The organism is Pseudoalteromonas sp. SR44-8 (assembly GCF_014163635.1).
In the GTDB taxonomy this organism is placed as follows: Bacteria; Pseudomonadota; Gammaproteobacteria; order Enterobacterales; family Alteromonadaceae; genus Pseudoalteromonas; species Pseudoalteromonas rhizosphaerae.
Genome location: NZ_JACJDS010000020.1, coordinates 33108 through 52194 on the forward strand (window position 1 = coordinate 33108; position 19087 = coordinate 52194).

Consider the following 19087-nt stretch of genomic DNA (forward strand, 5'->3'; position numbering starts at 1 on the left):
TTATTTTTTAATCGCAGTTTTTCGGCTATCATTGGCCGCAAAAATTGCATTCATACTTTTCGTGGTTCAAATAGCAGATACATAATGTATCTATACGCTTATATCATATGGGTAATTTTTACATGATGTACCTATAGGCTATTGTATGGGTAATTTTTACATAATAAAACACAGTTAAAGTGTATAAAGGCTATAAATGCAAATTATAGCCGATGTAGACTCAAGTCAATGAGTTTTAAGTTTTTGCCAGTTGGAGCAGTTATGGATAAGGTTTTTATATCGCAACTACATGTTGACACTATCATAGGCGTGTACGATTTTGAAAAAGAAACTAAACAGAGTTTGTATTTTGATATCGAGATGCTGTGTGATATTAAACCCGCAGCAAAAACCGATGACATTGCCTTAGCACTTGATTACGCAAAGGTAAGTGAGAGAGTAATCGCGCACACGACAGCAAAGCCTGTTGAGTTATTGGAGACCTTAGTAGAGCAACTAGCGGCTATCATTTTAACCGAGTTTGCTACAACACAAGTTACCATTCGAGTTAGTAAACCCGCAGCCGTCGCGCAAGCACGCACTGTAGGTGTTGAAATTACCCGACTCAAGGCACGTTAAGATGGCGCAAATTTATATTAGCCTTGGCTCTAATGTTGATAAAGAACATTATATCCGCCAAGCGTTAATCGCCCTAAAAGCACACCTTGTAGAATTCGAGCATTCCAGTGTCTTTGAAAGCGAAGCAGTTGGCTTTGCAGGTAATAACTTTTACAACTCAGTCATTGGTGCACAAACACAGATACCGCTTCCCCAGTTATGTCAGTTACTCAAACAGATTGAACGAGAGAATGGTCGTACAAATAACGATAAAAAATTTAGCCCGCGTACACTCGATCTAGATTTACTGTTTTACGATGATGTAGTGTGTGATTCTCCTGCACAGTTACCCCGTGATGAAATCACCAAAAATGCCTTTGTCCTGCAGCCATTGGCAGAAATAGCCCCCGATTTTTATCATCCTACAGCAAAGCAAACAATTGCCCAGTTGTGGAATACTTACAACAACCCTAAGCAAAAACTATGGAAGGTGGAGTTTACTAACCCATGAGTATTATCGAAATTATTGTTTTAGCCCTGATCCAGGGATTAACTGAGTTTTTACCTATTTCAAGCTCAGCTCATCTCATTCTCCCTTCACAAATTCTTGGTTGGCAAGATCAAGGCCTTGCCTTCGATGTTGCGGTGCACGTTGGTACCTTGATTGCGGTGGTGATTTATTTCCGCAAAGAAGTGGTAGAAATACTTGCGGCATGGTTTAAATCATTTGGTGCACAAGGTGCAACAGATGATAGTAAACTTGGCTGGTGGATTATTTTAGGCACTATACCAGCCGCTGTACTGGGTTTAATTTTTAAAGACTTAATCGAGCTCTATTTACGCAGTGCGTGGGTAATTGCAATCACCACTATTTTGTTTGGCTTATTACTTTGGTATGCCGACGTAAAAGGTAAGCAAACTAAAACAATTTATCAATTAACTTGGAAATCAGCACTGATGATCGGTATGGCGCAAGCGATGGCGATGATCCCTGGTACGTCACGCTCGGGTATTACTATGACCGCCGGTTTAATGCTGGGGATGAATAAACAAAGCGCTGCGCGTTTTTCATTTTTACTCGCAATTCCAGTGATCTCAATGATGGGCTTGTATTACACCATTGAGCTGGCATTAGGGGATCATGTAGTTGATTGGACAACGTTAATTTTAGGTGCCGGTTTATCGTTTATCTCTGCGTATGCGTGTATTTTCCTGTTCTTAAAAATAATTGAACGTATGGGGATGATGCCATTTGTTATCTATCGATTATTATTGGGCGTAGGTTTAATTGTATTTTTGATGATGTAGCACTGCGTTTATTAAAGATAAATAAAAACGCCTTAGCTCAATGAGCTAAGGCGTTTTTTTATAAGCCAATATACCCTTCAATTAGAAAGTGTATTTTGCACCCATCGATAAGCGACGACCTTTAACGTCAAAGAACTCACCATTATCATAAGTGAATGGATTACGAGGTGGTGCACGGTCTAGGATATTGTTTACACCAATACGTACTTGTAATTCATCTAATAGATAAGTTTTGTACATAAAATCGAACGTTGTGTAAGACGGGATATCATTGTAGTTATTATCTTCAATGTTCCATTCATTACTTTCTACACTACTATGGCGGTAATTAGCCGTTAAAATGTAACTTGAATCATCATGTGAGTAGATTGCGTTAAAGCGACCTTTCCAGCGAGGATCTGCCATTTCACCTACATTTGAGCGGAAATCTGCCGTACGACCGGTTGGGTTTTCACTGTCTTCTTCTAGGTAAGTTGCAGTAAGTTTAATTGCTAAATCACCATTCCCTAATTCTGTGCGGTAAGCTGTTTCAATATCTAGGCCTTTTTTGGCGATGATAGAAGCATTAATTGGACGCTCATAATAGTTAATGATGTCGCCCGTTTCTTTATTTCGTACGAAGTTTGAGCAAAATGGGTTGTCTAGCGATGATGACTCATAACATAGTTCTACGCTATCACGTCCAAAGTATTGAATCGCACCTTCAATTTCAAATGACCAGTAATCAAGAGTTAAATCTAAGCCTTCAATAAATTCAGGAGTGTAGATCAAGCCAATAGTGTAATCGTTTGATGTTTCGTTTTTTAGTGCTTGGTTACCTTGTACAAAACCTGGCAGGCTACCAGCGGCTTGCCAATCGGCAGTTGGCATCCAACCTTCAGCTAAACCGTCCGCTTGACAGTTAGCGATTACATTTGCTTTATATTCGCTACCTGAGCTGGTAATTTCATCAGCACGACATGGGTCTTTACGGCCTGAATTAAACGTTTGTGAGCTTGGCGTAAATAAGTCACTTAGGCTTGGTGCACGTACTGATTTTGAACGATTTAAACGCACACGTACTTCGTCTGTAACGCCCCAGTTTAATGATAACTTCCACGCATCATCACCACCAGTAACCGAGTAATCCATATAACGGTACGCAGTTTCAAAGGTTAAGTCAGTTGCTAAAAAATGATCTACAAGCAATGGCACTGAGATCTCTGTTGAGAATTCATTTACATCGATATCACCTTTCATTGGCAAGCTTGAGTTCCCAAAAATAAGGCCATTTTGCATTGCGTGATCAGGATGAGTCTCGGCGCTTTCTCGGCGATGTTCAACGGTAAATGCGGCAGCGACAGCACCTGCTGGTAATTCAAATAATAAACCATCAAATGTTGCAGCAACAACTAGCTGGTCTTGTTTGGCAGTACGCGTAGCATTCGTTGCTATATAATTAAGCTGTGCTTGAGAAGCACTTTGTGCGCCCATAGGGTTAAAAGCAACACACCCTTCACGTTCACCTGTGACATTACCATCGGCATCACGAACTGCACACACGATTTGGCCATTAAGTTCTACAGCATCTATTGCATTGACTAAATTTTGCTCTAATACTTCACCGCGCCATAAGGTATCTTGTTCGATACGGCCATACTGCACATAGGTGCTGTAGCCCCAGTCATCGTTTAAAATGCCTTCAAAACCAAGAGATGCACGGATCACCGAACGATCTTGTTGATAGGCGCGATCACCCCATAGATTTTCGTTAGCTTGGCGCAAAGTAACTTTATCTAACCCGTTAGCATCCATAATCTTAGCCATATCATCGCGGATAAAGGCATTATCACGACGAATCGTGTGAGCAAAGAAAGCTGGCGAGCTTTCAGTAGTTGCTTTTGAGTCAGACCAAGTAAAATCAAATGTTGCAGCATGGTCGTCATTAATTTCGTATGTACCATACGTTGATAAAATAGCGCGCTCTAATGGAGTTTGAAAATAGCTTTTGTAACCATGACTAAAAACACCATCGCCTGGGTTATTAGCATCTGCGTAATAACGGTTATTAGCTGATGCGTTAGGCACACCAGAGTTTTCTACGCGACCTAGACCATAATCAAATGCTTGTACGTTACCGCTATTATCAAATGCCCAGTGATGGTTGTTGTAATGATCGTCAGTTAGCGAGCCTGTTTTACTGAAAAAGTCACCGCCTTCAGAGTAATAGCCAAGGGTACTTTGCTTACCTAATATAACGCGCTCAGGAATACCATCGGTACCAGATTTATTGGCTGGATTTGCGTATGAAGTTACAGGATTACGGTAAAAATCACGACTTAACTTGTTATAGCTATCTGTTTTTGAGTAGTTAAGAGACGTTACAAACGATAGCTTATCACCTTCCATACCACCGGTGATAGAGAAAAAGTTTTGCTCGCCACCGCTTTGTTCTGGACGAATCGTAGATGCATCAATTTCAATGCCATCAAATGATTTTTTTGTGATGATGTTTACGACACCTGCTACAGCGTCGGCACCATATACTGCTGCTGCACCGCCTGTGGCGATTTCTACTCGTTCGATCAGAGTTGTTGGAATATTATTTAAATCTACCGCAGTGCTGCCTACTGAACCTGCGACAAAGCGGCGACCATTTACTAATACCAGTGTGCGCTCAGACCCTAAACCACGTAAATCGGTGGTGTTTAATCCTGATGCATAAATAAAGCTAGTAGTGGTTTCCGGAGATAGGCCAACCGTTGCTTGCGGTAGCTCAGCTAATAAATCATTAACGTTAGTAATGCCGGCGTTTTCCATCTCAACGCCACTGATCACCGTAACTGGTGTCGGTGAAGTAAGGTTAAATCGCTTTATTTTCGAACCTGTTACTTGAATGCGCTCGACAGGTTTTACGTCAGTTGCTTCTTGTGCAAATGCATTGGCAGCACCAACAGTACCAGTAATTAATACTGCATTAATTGCAGCTGTAATAAGATTTAATTTTTTCAACATAACACCTTTTAATTTCGACAAGGTTTACCCTGTGGGTAATTTAACTTGATGGAATTCACAAAGGACTTACATTGTTAGCCATATTAACTTTGAGGTTAAATATATGCCTTTCAATGTAACCAAATGTAATTTAGTGCGATGTTTTATCACAGTACCCAAATAGAGTCTTTTGTGGGGCAAATATGTCTTTTGTTGCTAAAAAGTGTTTTTTGTTTTTATTATGGGTATTTGTTGGTATCATCTTGATTTTAAATTATATTATTTGTATTCATAGCTTTACGTTTTTTGTTTTTAGTATTTTCATAACATTGAGTTATCTTGCTCATTAACTATTTTGCAATTAACTATCAATTATTTTGTTTGTAAAATGAGCTTTAAAGTTAATTTTGTTTAAAAAGTGTCGCGCAATACTTGAGCGGTTAGGCATAAGTAAGGGAACTATTTAACTTATATACTTATTCGTTGTCATTTAGCACAAGTGTTGTGTTAGATGGCAATGGTAACTGAACGCTATTTTTGGCATTATGGCACCTCATCTATTATCTATTTTTTAGTGCTGCGTAAGCTATGTGTGGCGGCAAAGGAATAATATGCATATTCATATTTTAGGCATTTGCGGCACCTTTATGGGTGGTATTGCAGCGATAGCTAAGTCGCTAGGCCATACAGTCACGGGCTCGGATCTAAACGTATATCCGCCAATGAGCACGCAACTTGAAGAGCTTGGTATTAAATTAACCCAAGGCTATGATGTCTCTCAGTTAGAACCTGCACCAGATATGGTGATTATTGGCAATGCAATGAGTCGTGGTAACCCATGTGTTGAATATGTATTGGACAAGGGCTTAGCGTATACTTCCGGCCCTGAATGGTTAAAGCATAATTTATTACAAAACTCCTGGGTACTGGCGGTTGCTGGAACTCATGGTAAAACCACCACTGCAAGTATGCTGGCATGGATTTTAGAATTTGCGGGTTTAAAGCCAGGATTCTTGATCGGTGGTATCGTGCAAAATTTTGGTTTGTCGGCACGGGTTGGCGAAACGCCTTTTTTTGTTATTGAAGCTGATGAATACGACACTGCATTTTTTGATAAACGCAGTAAGTTTGTTCATTACTTACCGCGCACACTGATTTTAAACAATCTTGAATTTGATCATGCTGATATTTTTGAAGATTTAAACGCTATTAAAAAACAATTTCATCATTTGATGCGTACACTACCAAGTAGCGGCAAAGTTATTTGGCCACAACAAGACGATGCTGTGCAAGATGTGATTAACCAAGGTTGTTGGAGCGAAAGTGAAACACTGGGCGCTGATTGGGGATATGAGCTGATTAATGCCGATGGCAGTGAATTTGCAGTGTTACTCAATGATGAATACCAAGGCTCAGTAAAATGGCAAGCGTTTGGTGAGCACAATGTTAAAAACGCTATTATGGCTATTGCTGCCGCGCGCCATGTCGGGATTGCAATTGAACATAGCATTGCAGGGTTAGGGGAATTTATTAGTCCTAAACGTAGGATGGAGCTAAAAGCCGATATTGCCAATATTAAAGTGTATGACGACTTTGCTCATCACCCAACAGCTATCACTACAACGCTTGCTGGGTTGCGTGCAAAAGTAGGCAATGAAAAAATTATTGCGATATTAGAGCCGCGCTCAAACACTATGAAAATGGGTGTACATCAACATACGTTATTGGCGTCATTAGCTGATGCTGATGATGTGTATTTATTCGAGCCAGATAATTTAACCTGGTCATTAAGTGAGCAGGCCAAACAGGCTGGTATGTTATGCTTGAGTAATACCGATGAGATCGTTGAACAAGTAGTCTCCCAAGCGCAACCGCAGCAACATATTTTAATCATGAGTAATGGTGGCTTTAATGGCCTCCACGACACATTGATAACAGCTTTGCAGCATAAACTTATCCAGCAATAAACCGGAGCGACAGTGCAATATAAAGAAACCATAACGCTGGCCTTTAGTGGTGCGTCAGGCGCGCCATATGGCTTACGATTACTTGAAGTATTGCTCGCGCAGCAGTTTCGCGTGTATGTATTGATCTCAAGCGCGGCGCGTGTAGTGCTAGATACTGAATCAAACATTAAATTATCAGCCAATGAAGATAAAGCCACCGAACAATTAAGTAGCTTATTTAAAGCACAGCCAGGACAGTTACAAGTATTTGGTAAAGATAACTGGTTTAGCCCTGTGGCATCTGGCTCTGCAGCGCCGAAAAAAATGGTCGTGTGCCCGTGTAGTGCAGGCTCTGTCTCTGCAATAGCGATGGGGGCCTCTGATAATTTATTAGAGCGCGCCGCTGATGTCGTGATTAAAGAGCGTGGTCAGTTAATTTTAGTGCCACGAGAAACGCCATTTAGTGAAATCCATTTAGAAAACATGCTAAAGCTCGCAAAGCTCGGGGTAACAATTATGCCAGCTGCACCAGGGTTTTATCATCAACCGCAAACTATTAATGACTTAGTTGATTTTATGGTTGCACGTATTTTAGATCATTTAAATATTGCACACACACTAACTAAACGTTGGGGTTATGGGGAGGGTAAATCATGAGTAAAGCATTGGCTTTGAATATTGAAGGCCTTACCAAAGTATATAAAAATGGTGTTGAAGCCGTTAAAGGCGTTGATTTAAAAGTATATGAAGGTGATTTTTTTGCCTTGTTAGGCCCAAATGGCGCGGGTAAGTCAACTACCATTGGGGTAATCTCATCATTGGTCAATAAAACCAAAGGCTTAGTAGAGGTGTTTGGTCACAACATAGATTCAGATTTAGAAGCCGCTAAATCACAACTAGGCTTAGTGCCACAAGAGTTTAACTTTAGCCAGTTTGAAACGTTGACGCAAATACTGGTAAATCAAGCGGGTTATTACGGAGTTCCCCGTAAGGTGGCGCATCAACGAGCGGATAAATATTTAGCGCAATTAGGCTTACTTGAAAAGAAAGACAAACAAGCACGAACACTATCAGGCGGTATGAAACGTCGTTTAATGATTGCTCGCGCGTTAATGCATGAACCAAAACTGCTAATTTTAGATGAGCCAACCGCCGGTGTTGATATTGAATTACGCCGTTCGATGTGGGATTTTTTAAGACAAATTAATGAGCAGGGGGTGACGATTATTCTCACCACCCATTACTTAGAAGAAGCCGAACTGCTGTGTAAAAATATCGCGATTATTGATTCCGGCATTATCGTTGAAAACACCACCATTAAAGCACTGCTTGCCAAACTAGATAAAGAAACCTTTATTCTTGATTTAAAACAGCCTGTCCAGCCAGTTACCGTTACGCTTGATGGTTATAAGTTTACTATGGCTGATGATCATACTATTGAGGTTGAAGTAGCCAAATCACAGGGCTTGAATGCAGTATTTACAGCATTAACCGAGCAGGGCAATACCGTGCTTAGCATGCGTAATAAAGCTAATCGATTAGAAGAGTTGTTTGTAGGTTTACTAGAGCAAGGGCGGGGCAAGTAGATGTTTAAATATGGCGTAGCCTTAAAGAGTTTATGGTTTAAAGAGTGCATTCGATTTTTGCGTATCTGGGTACAAACACTCGTGCCGCCGGCAATCACTATGAGTTTGTACTTTGTGATTTTCGGTAATCTTATAGGCTCTCGTATTGGTGATATGGGGGGCTTTAGTTATATGGAGTTTATTGTACCGGGTCTTATCATGATGTCGGTGATCACTAATTCGTATTCTAATGTGGCATCAAGCTTTTATTCAACCAAGTTTCAAAAAAGCATTGAAGAGCTGTTAGTTGCACCCGTGCCTAATTATATTATTGTGCTTGGCTATATGGGTGGCGGCATGACCCGTGGCATGCTGGTAGGATTAATTGTTACGTGTGTGTCGTTATTATTTGTTGATATTCAAATCCATAATATTTTTGTGATCATCGCGACAGTAATTTTAACTTCTGCGGTATTTGCTTTAGGCGGTTTGATCAATGCTATTTATGCTAATAGCTTTGACGATATCAGTATAATTCCGACCTTTATTTTAACGCCATTGACCTATCTAGGTGGTGTGTTTTACTCAATCACTTTATTGCCAGAGTTTTGGCAAGGCGTATCGCAGGTTAATCCAATTATTTATATGGTTAATGCCTTTAGGTATGGTTTCTTAGGCGTGTCGGATGTTGATTTAACTGTCGCATTTGGCGTGTTGTTATTATTTATTACAGCCTTATTTATATTAGCTTTAACGTTAATTAAAAAAGGTGTGGGGTTAAGACACTAATGAGTGATGCAAATTCACGAAGTATTGTATCGAATCAACAAGGCTTACATGAAAAGCTGGATGATATAGTTAACAAGCATTTAACTGCCCAGTTTAAAAAACCCATTGCAGCTCATACGCAAACGGCGTTTGATCAAGTAAATGAAAAAGTGCAGGCTTTTAATGGGCCCATTATTTTAGATTCGTGTTGTGGGGTAGGTGAAAGCACGGCTAATTTAGCTAAACGACACCCTGATGCGTTAGTTATAGGAATTGATAAGTCATCGCATCGTTTGGATAAGCATGATATTGAATATAAACAAACCGATTCAGGTCAGTACATTTTAGTGCAAGCCGATTTAAATGACTTTTGGCGACTCGCAGTGGCGGCTAATTGGCAACCCACACATCATTATTTGCTGTATCCAAATCCGTGGCCAAAAGCGAAGCATATTCAACGTCGCTGGCATGGCGCTGCTATTTTTCCATTTATCGTTAAATTAGGTGGGCTGTTAGAAGTTCGCAGCAATTGGGATATTTATGTTAAAGAGTTTGCTCAAGCACTGAAGCTCACCGGACACGACTGCACAGTCGAACTTTATCAAAATGACCTGGCAGTTACGCCATTTGAACGTAAATATTGGGCAAGTGGTCAACAAAGTCACCGTTTAGTGATTAATTTAAATGCTGGCTCGAAATAAAAATTAAGTGTTTTATAAGTTAATGTTTTCGTATATCTCTTAACCTGAGTTCAGGTTAAGAGATTGGATACGGTTGATTTTTATTTGCAGTAATATGTGGCACAGGCTCGGCAAAGTAATTGCCTTGCATTAGCGTCACATTTGCTTTTTTAAGCGCGTTGGCGATAGGTTTACTCTCTACATGCTCAGCAATTAGCTGTAAGTTGAGTTGCTTTGCAAAGTTGGCAATATGCTCAACATATAGATAAATGTCTTTATCGTGAATGATCTGTCTGATCAAACTACCATCAAGCTTAATACCATCTACTTCTAATTTTAGTACATTAGAGATATTCGAATAACCTGTACCAAAATCATCAATTATTACCCGTATACCACGATTTTTAACCATGGTTATAAATGCTTTTACTTCAGAAAAATTTGCGATAGCTTCGGTTTCCAATAGTTCTAAGGTAATATTACTCGGTAGTGGATAGCGTTTAAATTCGTTTTCCAAAAATTCAGCAAGGCTTGGATCAAGCATATCTTGGGCTGTAATATTGATGCTCCAGCACGTACTGGTTTTTCTAAATCGTGCAAAGCATTGTGTGAGCATAGTGCGGGTGAGCATGCCATCCATGCGAGAGCGATTAACGACATCTAAGAACGATTCTGGTTTAAGAATTTCACCATGGCAGGTGATCATTCTAGCCAAACATTCATACTGAATAATGGCATTCGTTTCATTATCATAAATTGCCTGAAAATAAGGCACAATTCTGTTGTTTTCAAATGCTTCACGCACTTCTTTTGCCATTGCTACATTATACTGATATTGGTTTTTTACATCATGCAGTGCGCTGGAGTAATTGACCACAGTGTGGCGCCCCTGCTTGGCTTGTAATGCGGCAATATGGGCATTTTCAAGTAACATTGATTTATTGCCACTGGCGATGCCTGCGCACAAGGTGATGTATATAAAAGGGTCGGTAAGTAATGGGGTACTGCAATTATAGGCTTGGATCACCTCGAGAAAACCTGCATTATCTTTACCCAAAGGAGCGATGAGGACTATTTTGTTGGTCGTGAGACGAAACATCTGACTACCCGCAGGGCGGCGCTTTTTGAAGTGCTGCAACAAGTTTTTCATAACGCGGTCGCCTACTTCAGTACCATAAAAACTGCTTATATCTTCAACTTCATTTACCCAAATAACAGCAAGTTGCAGATGATGATTAGGGGAGTTTTTAATATAATATTCAAGTGCAATATGATTGGCAAAGCCACTACTGGTATCGGTTGAAATTGCACGTTTCAATAAATACACATAAATACCGGCTACCAACAGAGCAATAAAAAAGAAAAAAATGGCCATGCCCGCAGCTTTAGATACACTTTGCGCTAATCGCTGATTGAGATCGTATATGGTGATATCGGCCCCTGTTAAGTAGGTGACTCCATTGGCATCCACGAAAGGGACAAAAATTGTTTTAAAATGTCCCCATTGATCTTTTGATATTTCAAACACCGGCTCTGTTGAATAAAATGCGCCAATATTAGCGGCAGTTGCTTCAGGGTAAAGATCGAGTAATTGGGTGATTCTACCGGTATTTTGATCGTTTTGAGTGTAACTCGATGCACTAAAATGTACATTACCGTCTTTTAATATCATGGCGTACACATAAGCGATATTTAACGCATTAGCAAACTCTGAAAGTTGCCGACTTTTTTGTTGGTATTCGGTTGATGATATATATTGGCCTGCATTGATTTTTTGATGATAGTCATCACCAAGTATATGCTTGACACTTAATGCGGCATTGAGTAATCGAGTATCGACGCTGTGCATAATATCGTTACGGGTGCTGTTGTAGGTGTAATAGATGTAGCTTAATAAACTGATAAAAAACAGTATGAAACCCGCGATTATCCAATTTGTCCGTAAATTTGTATTTATCATGCTCTTCCTTGATTTATTAGCCCTTCTATTATACAAAAAAAGGCTGTATCGCCTATAAAAATATAGTTAGCCAAATTAATGATAAATATTAATCAACTTATCATTAATTTGTCATGCAATTGGCTACTTTTGTGGCTTTATACGAGACATTTCTACTCTATTACAGTAAAGTTAACGCATTTCATAGAATCATTGTAGTTTTGGCGTTATTAGCGATGGAGTTCATTGATATGGATCTTCAGCTAAACAAAGCTACATTCACTGGGTATAAAGATGGATCAAAAGCGTTGTGCCGTCGCCTCTAAAGAAACTCTGATGCGTATATTTACTGTGCCTGAAGCACCAGACTCAACTTTGAGTAAAATCGAACTTGAGATCTCGAGCAATTTAGCAGGTTTTTTGAATGAGAACATAGCGGCAATTGAAAAGCCATTGCATGAGATTGAAAAAGATTTTCAATCGGCAGCGATCCCAGAAGATCCGACTTTTGTATCTGCTTATGCGCAAGATATTATGGAGCAACTTGTCGCTCATTCAGTGCATACGGCTGCGCCAAGCTTTATTGGTCACATGACGTCAGCATTACCGCATTTTGTATTGCCACTTTCTAAGTTGATGGTTGGCCTTAATCAAAACTTAGTAAAAATAGAAACCTCCAAAGCATTTACTCCACTTGAGCGCCAAGTGCTTGGTATGATGCATCATTTGGCATACGGGCAAGATGACAGTTTTTATAGCAAATGGATGCACAGTGCGAAAACGTCGCTAGGTGCTTTTTGTTCGGGTGGCACAATCGCCAATATTACCGCATTGTGGATTGCTCGTAATCGCTTACTGAAAGCGGACGATGAATTTAAAGGGATTGGTTCACAAGGTTTGATCAGTGCAATGTTGCATTATGGATATAAAGGCCTTGCAGTACTTATTTCCGAACGTGGCCATTACTCGCTAGGAAAATCAGCTGATTTACTTGGCATTGGTCGTGATAACTTTATTGCCATTAAAACTGCAGATAACAATAAGGTTGATGTTGATGCAATGCGCGCCAAAGCCCATGAGCTAGCAGCACAAGGTATAAAAGTGATGGCCATTGTTGGGGTCGCTGGCACGACTGAAACCGGTAATATTGATCCTCTCGATGCTATGGCTGATTTAAGCGCTGAACTTAACTGCCATTTTCATGTAGATGCAGCATGGGGAGGAGCTACGCTGCTTTCTAGTACATACCGCTCGTTACTAAAAGGTATTGAGCGAGCAGATTCAATTACCATCGATGCTCATAAACAAATGTATGTGCCAATGGGCGCTGGGTTAGTGCTATTTAAAGATCCTACAGCTACGGATGCTATAGAACATCATGCAGAATATATTTTACGTAAAGGCTCTAAAGATTTAGGCAGCCACACACTTGAAGGTAGTCGTCCTGGTATGGCTATGTTAGTGCATGCTTGCTTACGCGTTATTGGCCGTAAAGGCTACGAAATCTTAATAGATAAAGGAATTGAAAAAGCCCGTTACTTTGCTGATTTAGTGAAAGCAGATGACGACTTTGAGCTGATATCAGAACCTGAGTTATGTTTACTGACATACCGTTATGTGCCAAAACAGATAAAACAAAAAATAGCTCAAGCAGATGAACAAACGCGTTTGGATATCTTTGCCTCGTTAAATCGTTTTACTGCCAGTATGCAAAAACGCCAACGTGAAGCCGGTCGTTCATTTGTATCCCGTACCCGTTTAACTCCCGCGCAGTATGATCATCAACCTACAGTGGTATTTCGAGTCGTACTTGCAAATCCGCTGACATCAGAGAGTATTTTAAAAGATATACTTGCTGAGCAAAAAGAGCTGGCTAAAACAGATCCTGTATTTAAGAAATATCTTAAGAAATACATGGACTGAGCAGTAACAGTTGCGTTATTCCCAGGTTGCGTGGGGATAACGCAAGCAGCACTTTCTTTGTTAGCTAAAACACGATGTTCTGATCATTTCAGTGATAATATGTTGAGATGGTTTAATTTTTTCCATCGCCAAAAATTCATCGGGTTGGTGAGCCTGATTAATTGAACCCGGTCCCATCACAATCGTTTCACAACCCAATTGTTGAATAAATGGCGCTTCAGTACAGTAGTTCACTGCAACTGCTTGCTCTCCTGATATTTTTTCTGCCAGTTTAACTAATGCCGAATCAGTACTGCCGGTAAAAGCGGGGATTGGCTCGTGCATATCCATTACACTGACTGAATCTGGATATTGGTTATTGATCTCTGTGGCTATTTTTAACAGCATCATTTGCAGTTCTTGCACACTTAGACCCGGTAAAGGGCGCATATCAATATGCATTTCACAGCAGCCACATATGCGATTTGCATTATCGCCACCATGAATGTGTCCTAGATTTAAAGTAGGGTAAGGAATAACAAAATGCTCAACTGCATATTTATTCTTTAATTGCTCTTTTAAAGTTAACAGTTTTGCAATAACTTTATGCATCACTTCAATGGCATTTAAACCACGTTCAGGATCAGAGCTATGTCCGGAACGACCGACTACGCGAATCGCGCTGCTCATATGTCCTTTATGTGTGAAAACAGGTGTCATATCAGTAGGTTCACCAATAATACACCGAGCTGGCTTTAAGTTTTTATGCTGACAAACTTGCTGTGCACCGGCCATGGTAGTTTCTTCGTCGGCAGTAGCTAGAATCAAAATTGGCTGTGTTTGAATATTCTTATCTAGTTCACTGATTGCCTGTAATACAAAAGCGAAAAAACCTTTCATATCAATACTGCCTAGACCATATAATTTATTGTTATCTTCACTTAATTTAAACGGATTATAGTTCCAACGACTATCATCAAATGGGACTGTATCGGTATGACCGGCAAGCATTAAACCACCATCCCCCTGGCCACGTTTTGCGAGTAAGTTAAAACGACCTTTAGGGCCCGACAACTCAGTAATTTCACATTCAAATCCAAGACTTGTACACCAAGTAGCTAATAAATCGATCACCCCTTTATTGCTCATAGACAATGACTCATCCATGGCACTAATTGAAGGTGCAGCAATCAATTGCTGATACATAGATAAAAAAGACGGTAATGACATAAAAAAATCCAAAATAAGTATTCAATCTAATTGCATAACAATATAAAAGTATTTATGATGAATATCAATTCACTTTTTAAGCATAAATATATTAAAGCGACGCAATGAATATAAAACGACGATAACCAGATTTCATTCATAAAATAGTGTTTTATGCACTGTTAAACCCGATTTGAATATATATGTAGTAACAAAAAACCAAAAAGAGTAACGAATGAAAGTAGTGATTATTGGCGCAAGTGGCTATAGCGGCGCAGAATTAGCAAGTTTGGTAGTAAAACACCCGCAATTAACCTTAGCTGGTTGCTATGTATCTGAGCAAAGCTTAGATAAGGGTAAATTATTAAGTGACTTGTATCCTGAGCATTTAGGTTTGCTTGATTCTCCTTTATTGCCTCTTAGTGATAGCGCTTATAACGATATTGAAAAGTCGGCCGATTTTGTATGTTTGTGTACTGATCATAAAGTGAGTGTTGACTTAGCGCCACGTTTTTTAAGCATGGGCAAAAAAGTATTTGATTTATCGGGTGGCTACCGTTTAAGCAGTAATGAAGATTATCAAACTTATTATGGTTTTGAGCATCAACATACGGAATTACTCAGTGAAGCGGCTTACGGATTGGCTGAATGGAATAGTGAAGCAATCGCTAAAGCGCAGTTAGTCGCTGTGGCTGGTTGCTATCCAACAGCAGCGCTGAATGCGTTAAAACCTTTGCAACAAGCCGGCTTATTAGCCGATCAAACCATTATTATTAATGCTGTATCGGGTGTAACCGGTGCGGGGCGTAAAGCTAGTGTAGCCACGCATTTTTGTGAAGTGTCGTTAGCACCTTATGGATTGTTTAATCATAGACACAGTCCTGAGATTGAGCAGCATTTAGGTCACAAGGTGTTATTTACGCCGCATTTAGGTAATTTTCCACGCGGTATTTTAGAAACTATTTATGTGCAATTGAAACCTGGAGTTACACCAGAGCAAGTTACACAAGCTTATCAAGTGCTTGCTGATGAGCCACTGATCAGATTGCTTGGTAATAAAATGCCATCAATTAAAGGAGTTGCAAAGCAGCCTTACGTTGATATTGCATGGCAGCAGCAAGGTACGCAGCTAATTGTGATGGCAGCTATTGATAACTTATTAAAAGGTGCTGCAGGGCAAGCATTGCAGTGCATTAATTTAGCCATGGGTATTGCCCATAGTACAGGTTTAAAAGGGTAGTTAGTAATGCAAACATGGGTCATTAAACTCGGTGGTGCAGTACTCAATACAGAAGACGCGGCTAAAGCGTTATTTGAGGCGCTTGCATCGCAAACTCAAGCACAATTTGTCATCGTTCATGGTGGCGGTTCACTAGTTGATAATTGGTTGACTGAGGCTGGTTTTGCTAGTGCGAAACATCAAGGTTTACGCATCAGTCCAAAAGAGCAAATGCCTTATATTGTTGGCGCGCTTGCTGGGTGTGCTAATAAACAATTAATGAGCCAAGCAATTATCGCAGGTCATAAACCCGTCGGGCTTAGTTTATACGAAGCGGGCATTATTTCGTCACAAAAACTCAAAGCACTTGGTCAAGTTGGTAATTGTGACGGCGGTGTGCAAAGTGTGATACCGGAGTTATTAAAACTCGGTCGTTTACCTCTGGTCAGCTCTATCGGCTTTGGTGAAGATGGCCTTTGGTATAACGTAAACGCTGATGAAGCGGCGGCGGCAATAGCTAAAGAGCTTAATGCGGAAATTATTTTTATGACTGATGTAGAAGCTGTACTTGATGCAAATAAACAGCCGTTACATCAACTTGACACAAACCAGATCAATACTTTAATTGCAGAAGGAGTAATTTTGGGTGGGATGGAGGTCAAAGTAAAGACCAGCCTTCTTGCTGCCCAGCACTTACGACGTGGCGTTTACATTTCGAGCTGGCAAAAGCCAGAAAACTTAATTGCTCTACTCGCGGGTGAGCACGTCGGAACAAAAATTACACCATAGGTTTTATATGTTTAATCATTTTTTATCGGGTCTAGAGTTAGACCAACAAGGCGCACTTAAATTACTTAACTTAGCGCAAAAAATTAAAGCAAGCCCCGCTGATTTTAGTCAAGCACTGGCTGGCAAATCGGTGGTTACTTTATTTGAAAAACCAAGCTTACGTACGCGTTTGTCATTTGATATAGGTATTAATAAGTTAGGTGGACATGCGGTGTATCTTGATTCACAAAATGGCGCCATGGGCGCACGTGAATCAGTAAAAGACTTTGCATTGAACATTGCCAGTTGGGCTGACGGTATTGTGGCGCGGGTATATCAGCATAAAACATTAACCACACTTGCTGAATTTTCAAACGTACCTGTGGTCAACAGTTTGTGCGATTTATATCATCCATGCCAAGCACTTGCTGACTTTCTAACACTGCAAGAAGTATATGGCGATGTAAGCCAGCTAAAATTAGCTTATTTAGGTGAAGGCAACAACGTAACGCATTCGCTGATGTTACTTGCGGCTACTTTAGGCACAGATTTTGTTGCCGTATGCCCTAAAGGCAGTTCACCAGACTCGCAAATTTTAAAGCAGGCTGAGCAAATTGCCGCAATGAATGGTGCATCAGTGATGGTGAGTGATCGTGTTGAAGCGGCTGTAGGCGCTAACGCAGTGTATGCCGATACATGGGTATCAATGGGCGATGATACGCCACTTGAACAAGTAAAAGAAAAGTACATGCCGTATCAATTAAATGCGGCGTTGCTTAAACAGACTGGGGCTGACACTGTACTGCATTGCCAGCCAGCACACCGTGAATTTGAAATTACTTCTGAGGTAATGGATGGTCCGGCGTCAAAAATTATACAACAAGCAGAAAACCGTATGCATGCGCAAAACGCATTGCTTGTTTCATTATTAAATCCAAATTTTGTGTAAGGTATCACCAATGAGTTCTATTAAAAAAGTTGTATTAGCCTATTCTGGTGGTTTAGATACGTCAGCCATCGTGCCATGGTTAAAAGAAAACTACGGTTGTGAAGTTATCGCGTTTGTTGCCGATGTAGGTCAAGGTGCTGAAGAACTTGAAGGCGTTGAAGCAAAAGCGATCGCATCTGGTGCGTCTGAATGTTATGTAGTTGACTTAAAAGACGAAATGGTAAGTGATTATATTTACCCAACGTTAAAAACCGGTTCAATTTACGAAGGTACTTATTTATTAGGTACGTCAATGGCACGTCCTATTATTGCTAAAGCGCAAGTTGAGATTGCTCGTAAAGTAGGTGCTGATGCACTTTCTCATGGTTGTACTGGTAAAGGTAATGACCAAGTGCGCTTTGAATCTTGTTTTGCGGCCCTTGCGCCTGATCTTCAAGTTATTGCGCCATGGCGTGAGTGGGACTTATCAAGCCGTGAGTCATTACTTGACTACTTGGCAGAGCGTAATATTCCATGTTCTGCATCGGCAACTAAAATCTACAGCCGTGATGCAAACGCGTGGCATATTTCTCACGAAGGTGGCGAGCTTGAAGATCCGTGGTGTCAACCAAGTGAGCAAGTGTGGACTTGGACTAGCTCACCAGAGCAAGCACCCAATGAGCCTGAATTTGTTACCTTAAACGTGGTTGAAGGTGAAGTTGTTGCTGTCAATGGCGAGCAGCTTAAACCGTATGATTGTCTAGTTAAACTTAATGATATTGCATCCCCACATGGTGTTGGTCGTGTTGATATCGTTGAAAACCGTTTAGTGGGCATGAAATCCCGTGGTTGTTATGAAACCCCTGGTGGCACAGTGATCATGGCGGCATTACAAGCGATTGATGAGTTAGTACTTGATAAAGCAAGCCGCAAATGGAAAGAAGTACTGGGCGGCGAGTTTTCACATTTAGTATATGACGGTCGTTGGTTTACACCACTTAAAGATTCAATCTTAGCGGGTGCAGAAGCGTTATCAAATGTGGCTACTGGCGAAGTTATTCTTAAGCTCTATAAAGGCCAAGTAACTGCGGTTCAGAAAAAATCACCAAATAGCTTATACAGCGAAGATTTTGCAACGTTTGGTGCAGATGATGTTTACGACCAATCGCATGCTGAAGGCTTTATTCGTTTATTCTCGCTTTCAAGCAGAATTTCAGCACTAGCGAAGAAGTAATTTTACTACAGCCTCGTAACAATAAGGCGGGGCAATTTCAGGGTTTGGAGA

General features: G+C 40.4%; 16 protein-coding genes. 13 read left to right on the forward strand and 3 right to left on the reverse strand.

Annotated features, from left to right (window positions below; translation table 11 throughout):
• Window positions 1-261: 261 nt before the first annotated feature.
• Genes folB through H5183_RS11690 form a run of 3 tightly spaced genes read left to right on the forward strand, consistent with a single transcriptional unit; the run spans window position 262 to window position 1905 of the window.
• A complete protein-coding gene (gene folB / locus H5183_RS11680) occupies window positions 262-618 on the forward strand; it encodes a dihydroneopterin aldolase (RefSeq protein ID WP_145235093.1) in 357 nt (118 codons plus the stop codon).
• Between the two features lies 1 nt (window position 619).
• Window positions 620-1108, forward strand: coding sequence for a 2-amino-4-hydroxy-6-hydroxymethyldihydropteridine diphosphokinase (folK, locus tag H5183_RS11685; RefSeq protein ID WP_145235095.1), 489 nt, complete (start codon window positions 620-622; stop codon window positions 1106-1108).
• Window positions 1105-1905, forward strand: coding sequence for an undecaprenyl-diphosphate phosphatase (locus H5183_RS11690; protein WP_145235097.1), 801 nt, complete (start codon window positions 1105-1107; stop codon window positions 1903-1905). Before folK ends, H5183_RS11690 begins: the two co-directional genes overlap by 4 nt.
• An 81-nt stretch (window positions 1906-1986) precedes the next feature.
• Here H5183_RS11690 and H5183_RS11695 read toward each other — a convergent pair whose 3' ends face one another.
• Entirely contained in the window at window positions 1987-4899 is a 2913-nt protein-coding gene (locus H5183_RS11695; protein ID WP_182731750.1) for a TonB-dependent receptor domain-containing protein, read from the reverse strand.
• 590 nt (window positions 4900-5489) lie between these two features.
• Between H5183_RS11695 and mpl the strand changes: the two genes are divergently transcribed.
• The 5 genes from mpl to H5183_RS11720 are packed head-to-tail and all read left to right on the forward strand — an operon-like array spanning window position 5490 to window position 9858.
• Window positions 5490-6845: a UDP-N-acetylmuramate:L-alanyl-gamma-D-glutamyl-meso-diaminopimelate ligase gene (gene mpl / locus H5183_RS11700; RefSeq protein ID WP_182731751.1), complete on the forward strand. Its 1356-nt coding sequence runs from the start codon at window positions 5490-5492 to the stop codon at window positions 6843-6845.
• Between the two features lie 12 nt (window positions 6846-6857).
• On the forward strand, window positions 6858-7481 hold the full coding sequence (locus H5183_RS11705; protein WP_145235103.1) for a flavin prenyltransferase UbiX: 624 nt from the start codon (window positions 6858-6860) through the stop codon (window positions 7479-7481).
• A complete protein-coding gene (locus tag H5183_RS11710; RefSeq protein ID WP_145235104.1) occupies window positions 7478-8410 on the forward strand; it encodes an ABC transporter ATP-binding protein in 933 nt (310 codons plus the stop codon). The genes H5183_RS11705 and H5183_RS11710 overlap by 4 nt, the downstream gene beginning before the upstream one ends.
• A complete protein-coding gene (locus H5183_RS11715; RefSeq protein WP_145235106.1) occupies window positions 8411-9178 on the forward strand; it encodes an ABC transporter permease in 768 nt (255 codons plus the stop codon).
• Window positions 9178-9858, forward strand: coding sequence for a tRNA (guanosine(46)-N(7))-methyltransferase TrmB (locus H5183_RS11720; protein WP_145235108.1), 681 nt, complete (start codon window positions 9178-9180; stop codon window positions 9856-9858). The genes H5183_RS11715 and H5183_RS11720 overlap by 1 nt, the downstream gene beginning before the upstream one ends.
• Window positions 9859-9913: 55 nt before the next feature.
• On the opposite strand, the gene H5183_RS11725 is transcribed toward H5183_RS11720, so the two are convergent.
• On the reverse strand, window positions 9914-11797 hold the full coding sequence (locus H5183_RS11725) for a bifunctional diguanylate cyclase/phosphodiesterase (protein ID WP_145235110.1): 1884 nt from the start codon (window positions 11795-11797) through the stop codon (window positions 9914-9916).
• A 273-nt stretch (window positions 11798-12070) separates the two neighbouring features.
• On the opposite strand from H5183_RS11725, the gene panP reads away from it, so the two are divergent.
• A complete protein-coding gene (gene panP, locus H5183_RS11730; RefSeq protein WP_182731752.1) occupies window positions 12071-13699 on the forward strand; it encodes a pyridoxal-dependent aspartate 1-decarboxylase PanP in 1629 nt (542 codons plus the stop codon).
• Between the two features lie 60 nt (window positions 13700-13759).
• Here the strand turns inward: panP and argE are convergent, their stop codons facing one another.
• A complete protein-coding gene (argE, locus tag H5183_RS11735) occupies window positions 13760-14908 on the reverse strand; it encodes an acetylornithine deacetylase (protein ID WP_182718378.1) in 1149 nt (382 codons plus the stop codon).
• A gap of 214 nt (window positions 14909-15122) precedes the next feature.
• On the opposite strand from argE, the gene argC reads away from it, so the two are divergent.
• From argC to H5183_RS11755, 4 genes are read left to right on the forward strand one after another with little or no spacing between them, the layout of a single operon-like run.
• Window positions 15123-16127, forward strand: a complete 1005-nt coding sequence (argC, locus tag H5183_RS11740) for an N-acetyl-gamma-glutamyl-phosphate reductase (RefSeq protein WP_182718377.1) — start codon at window positions 15123-15125, stop codon at window positions 16125-16127.
• A gap of 6 nt (window positions 16128-16133) precedes the next feature.
• A complete protein-coding gene (gene argB / locus H5183_RS11745; protein WP_145235118.1) occupies window positions 16134-16895 on the forward strand; it encodes an acetylglutamate kinase in 762 nt (253 codons plus the stop codon).
• Between the two features lie 7 nt (window positions 16896-16902).
• Entirely contained in the window at window positions 16903-17823 is a 921-nt protein-coding gene (locus tag H5183_RS11750) for an ornithine carbamoyltransferase (RefSeq protein ID WP_182731753.1), read from the forward strand.
• Between the two features lie 10 nt (window positions 17824-17833).
• Entirely contained in the window at window positions 17834-19036 is a 1203-nt protein-coding gene (locus tag H5183_RS11755; RefSeq protein WP_182731754.1) for an argininosuccinate synthase, read from the forward strand.
• The last annotated feature ends 51 nt before the right edge of the window (window positions 19037-19087 follow it).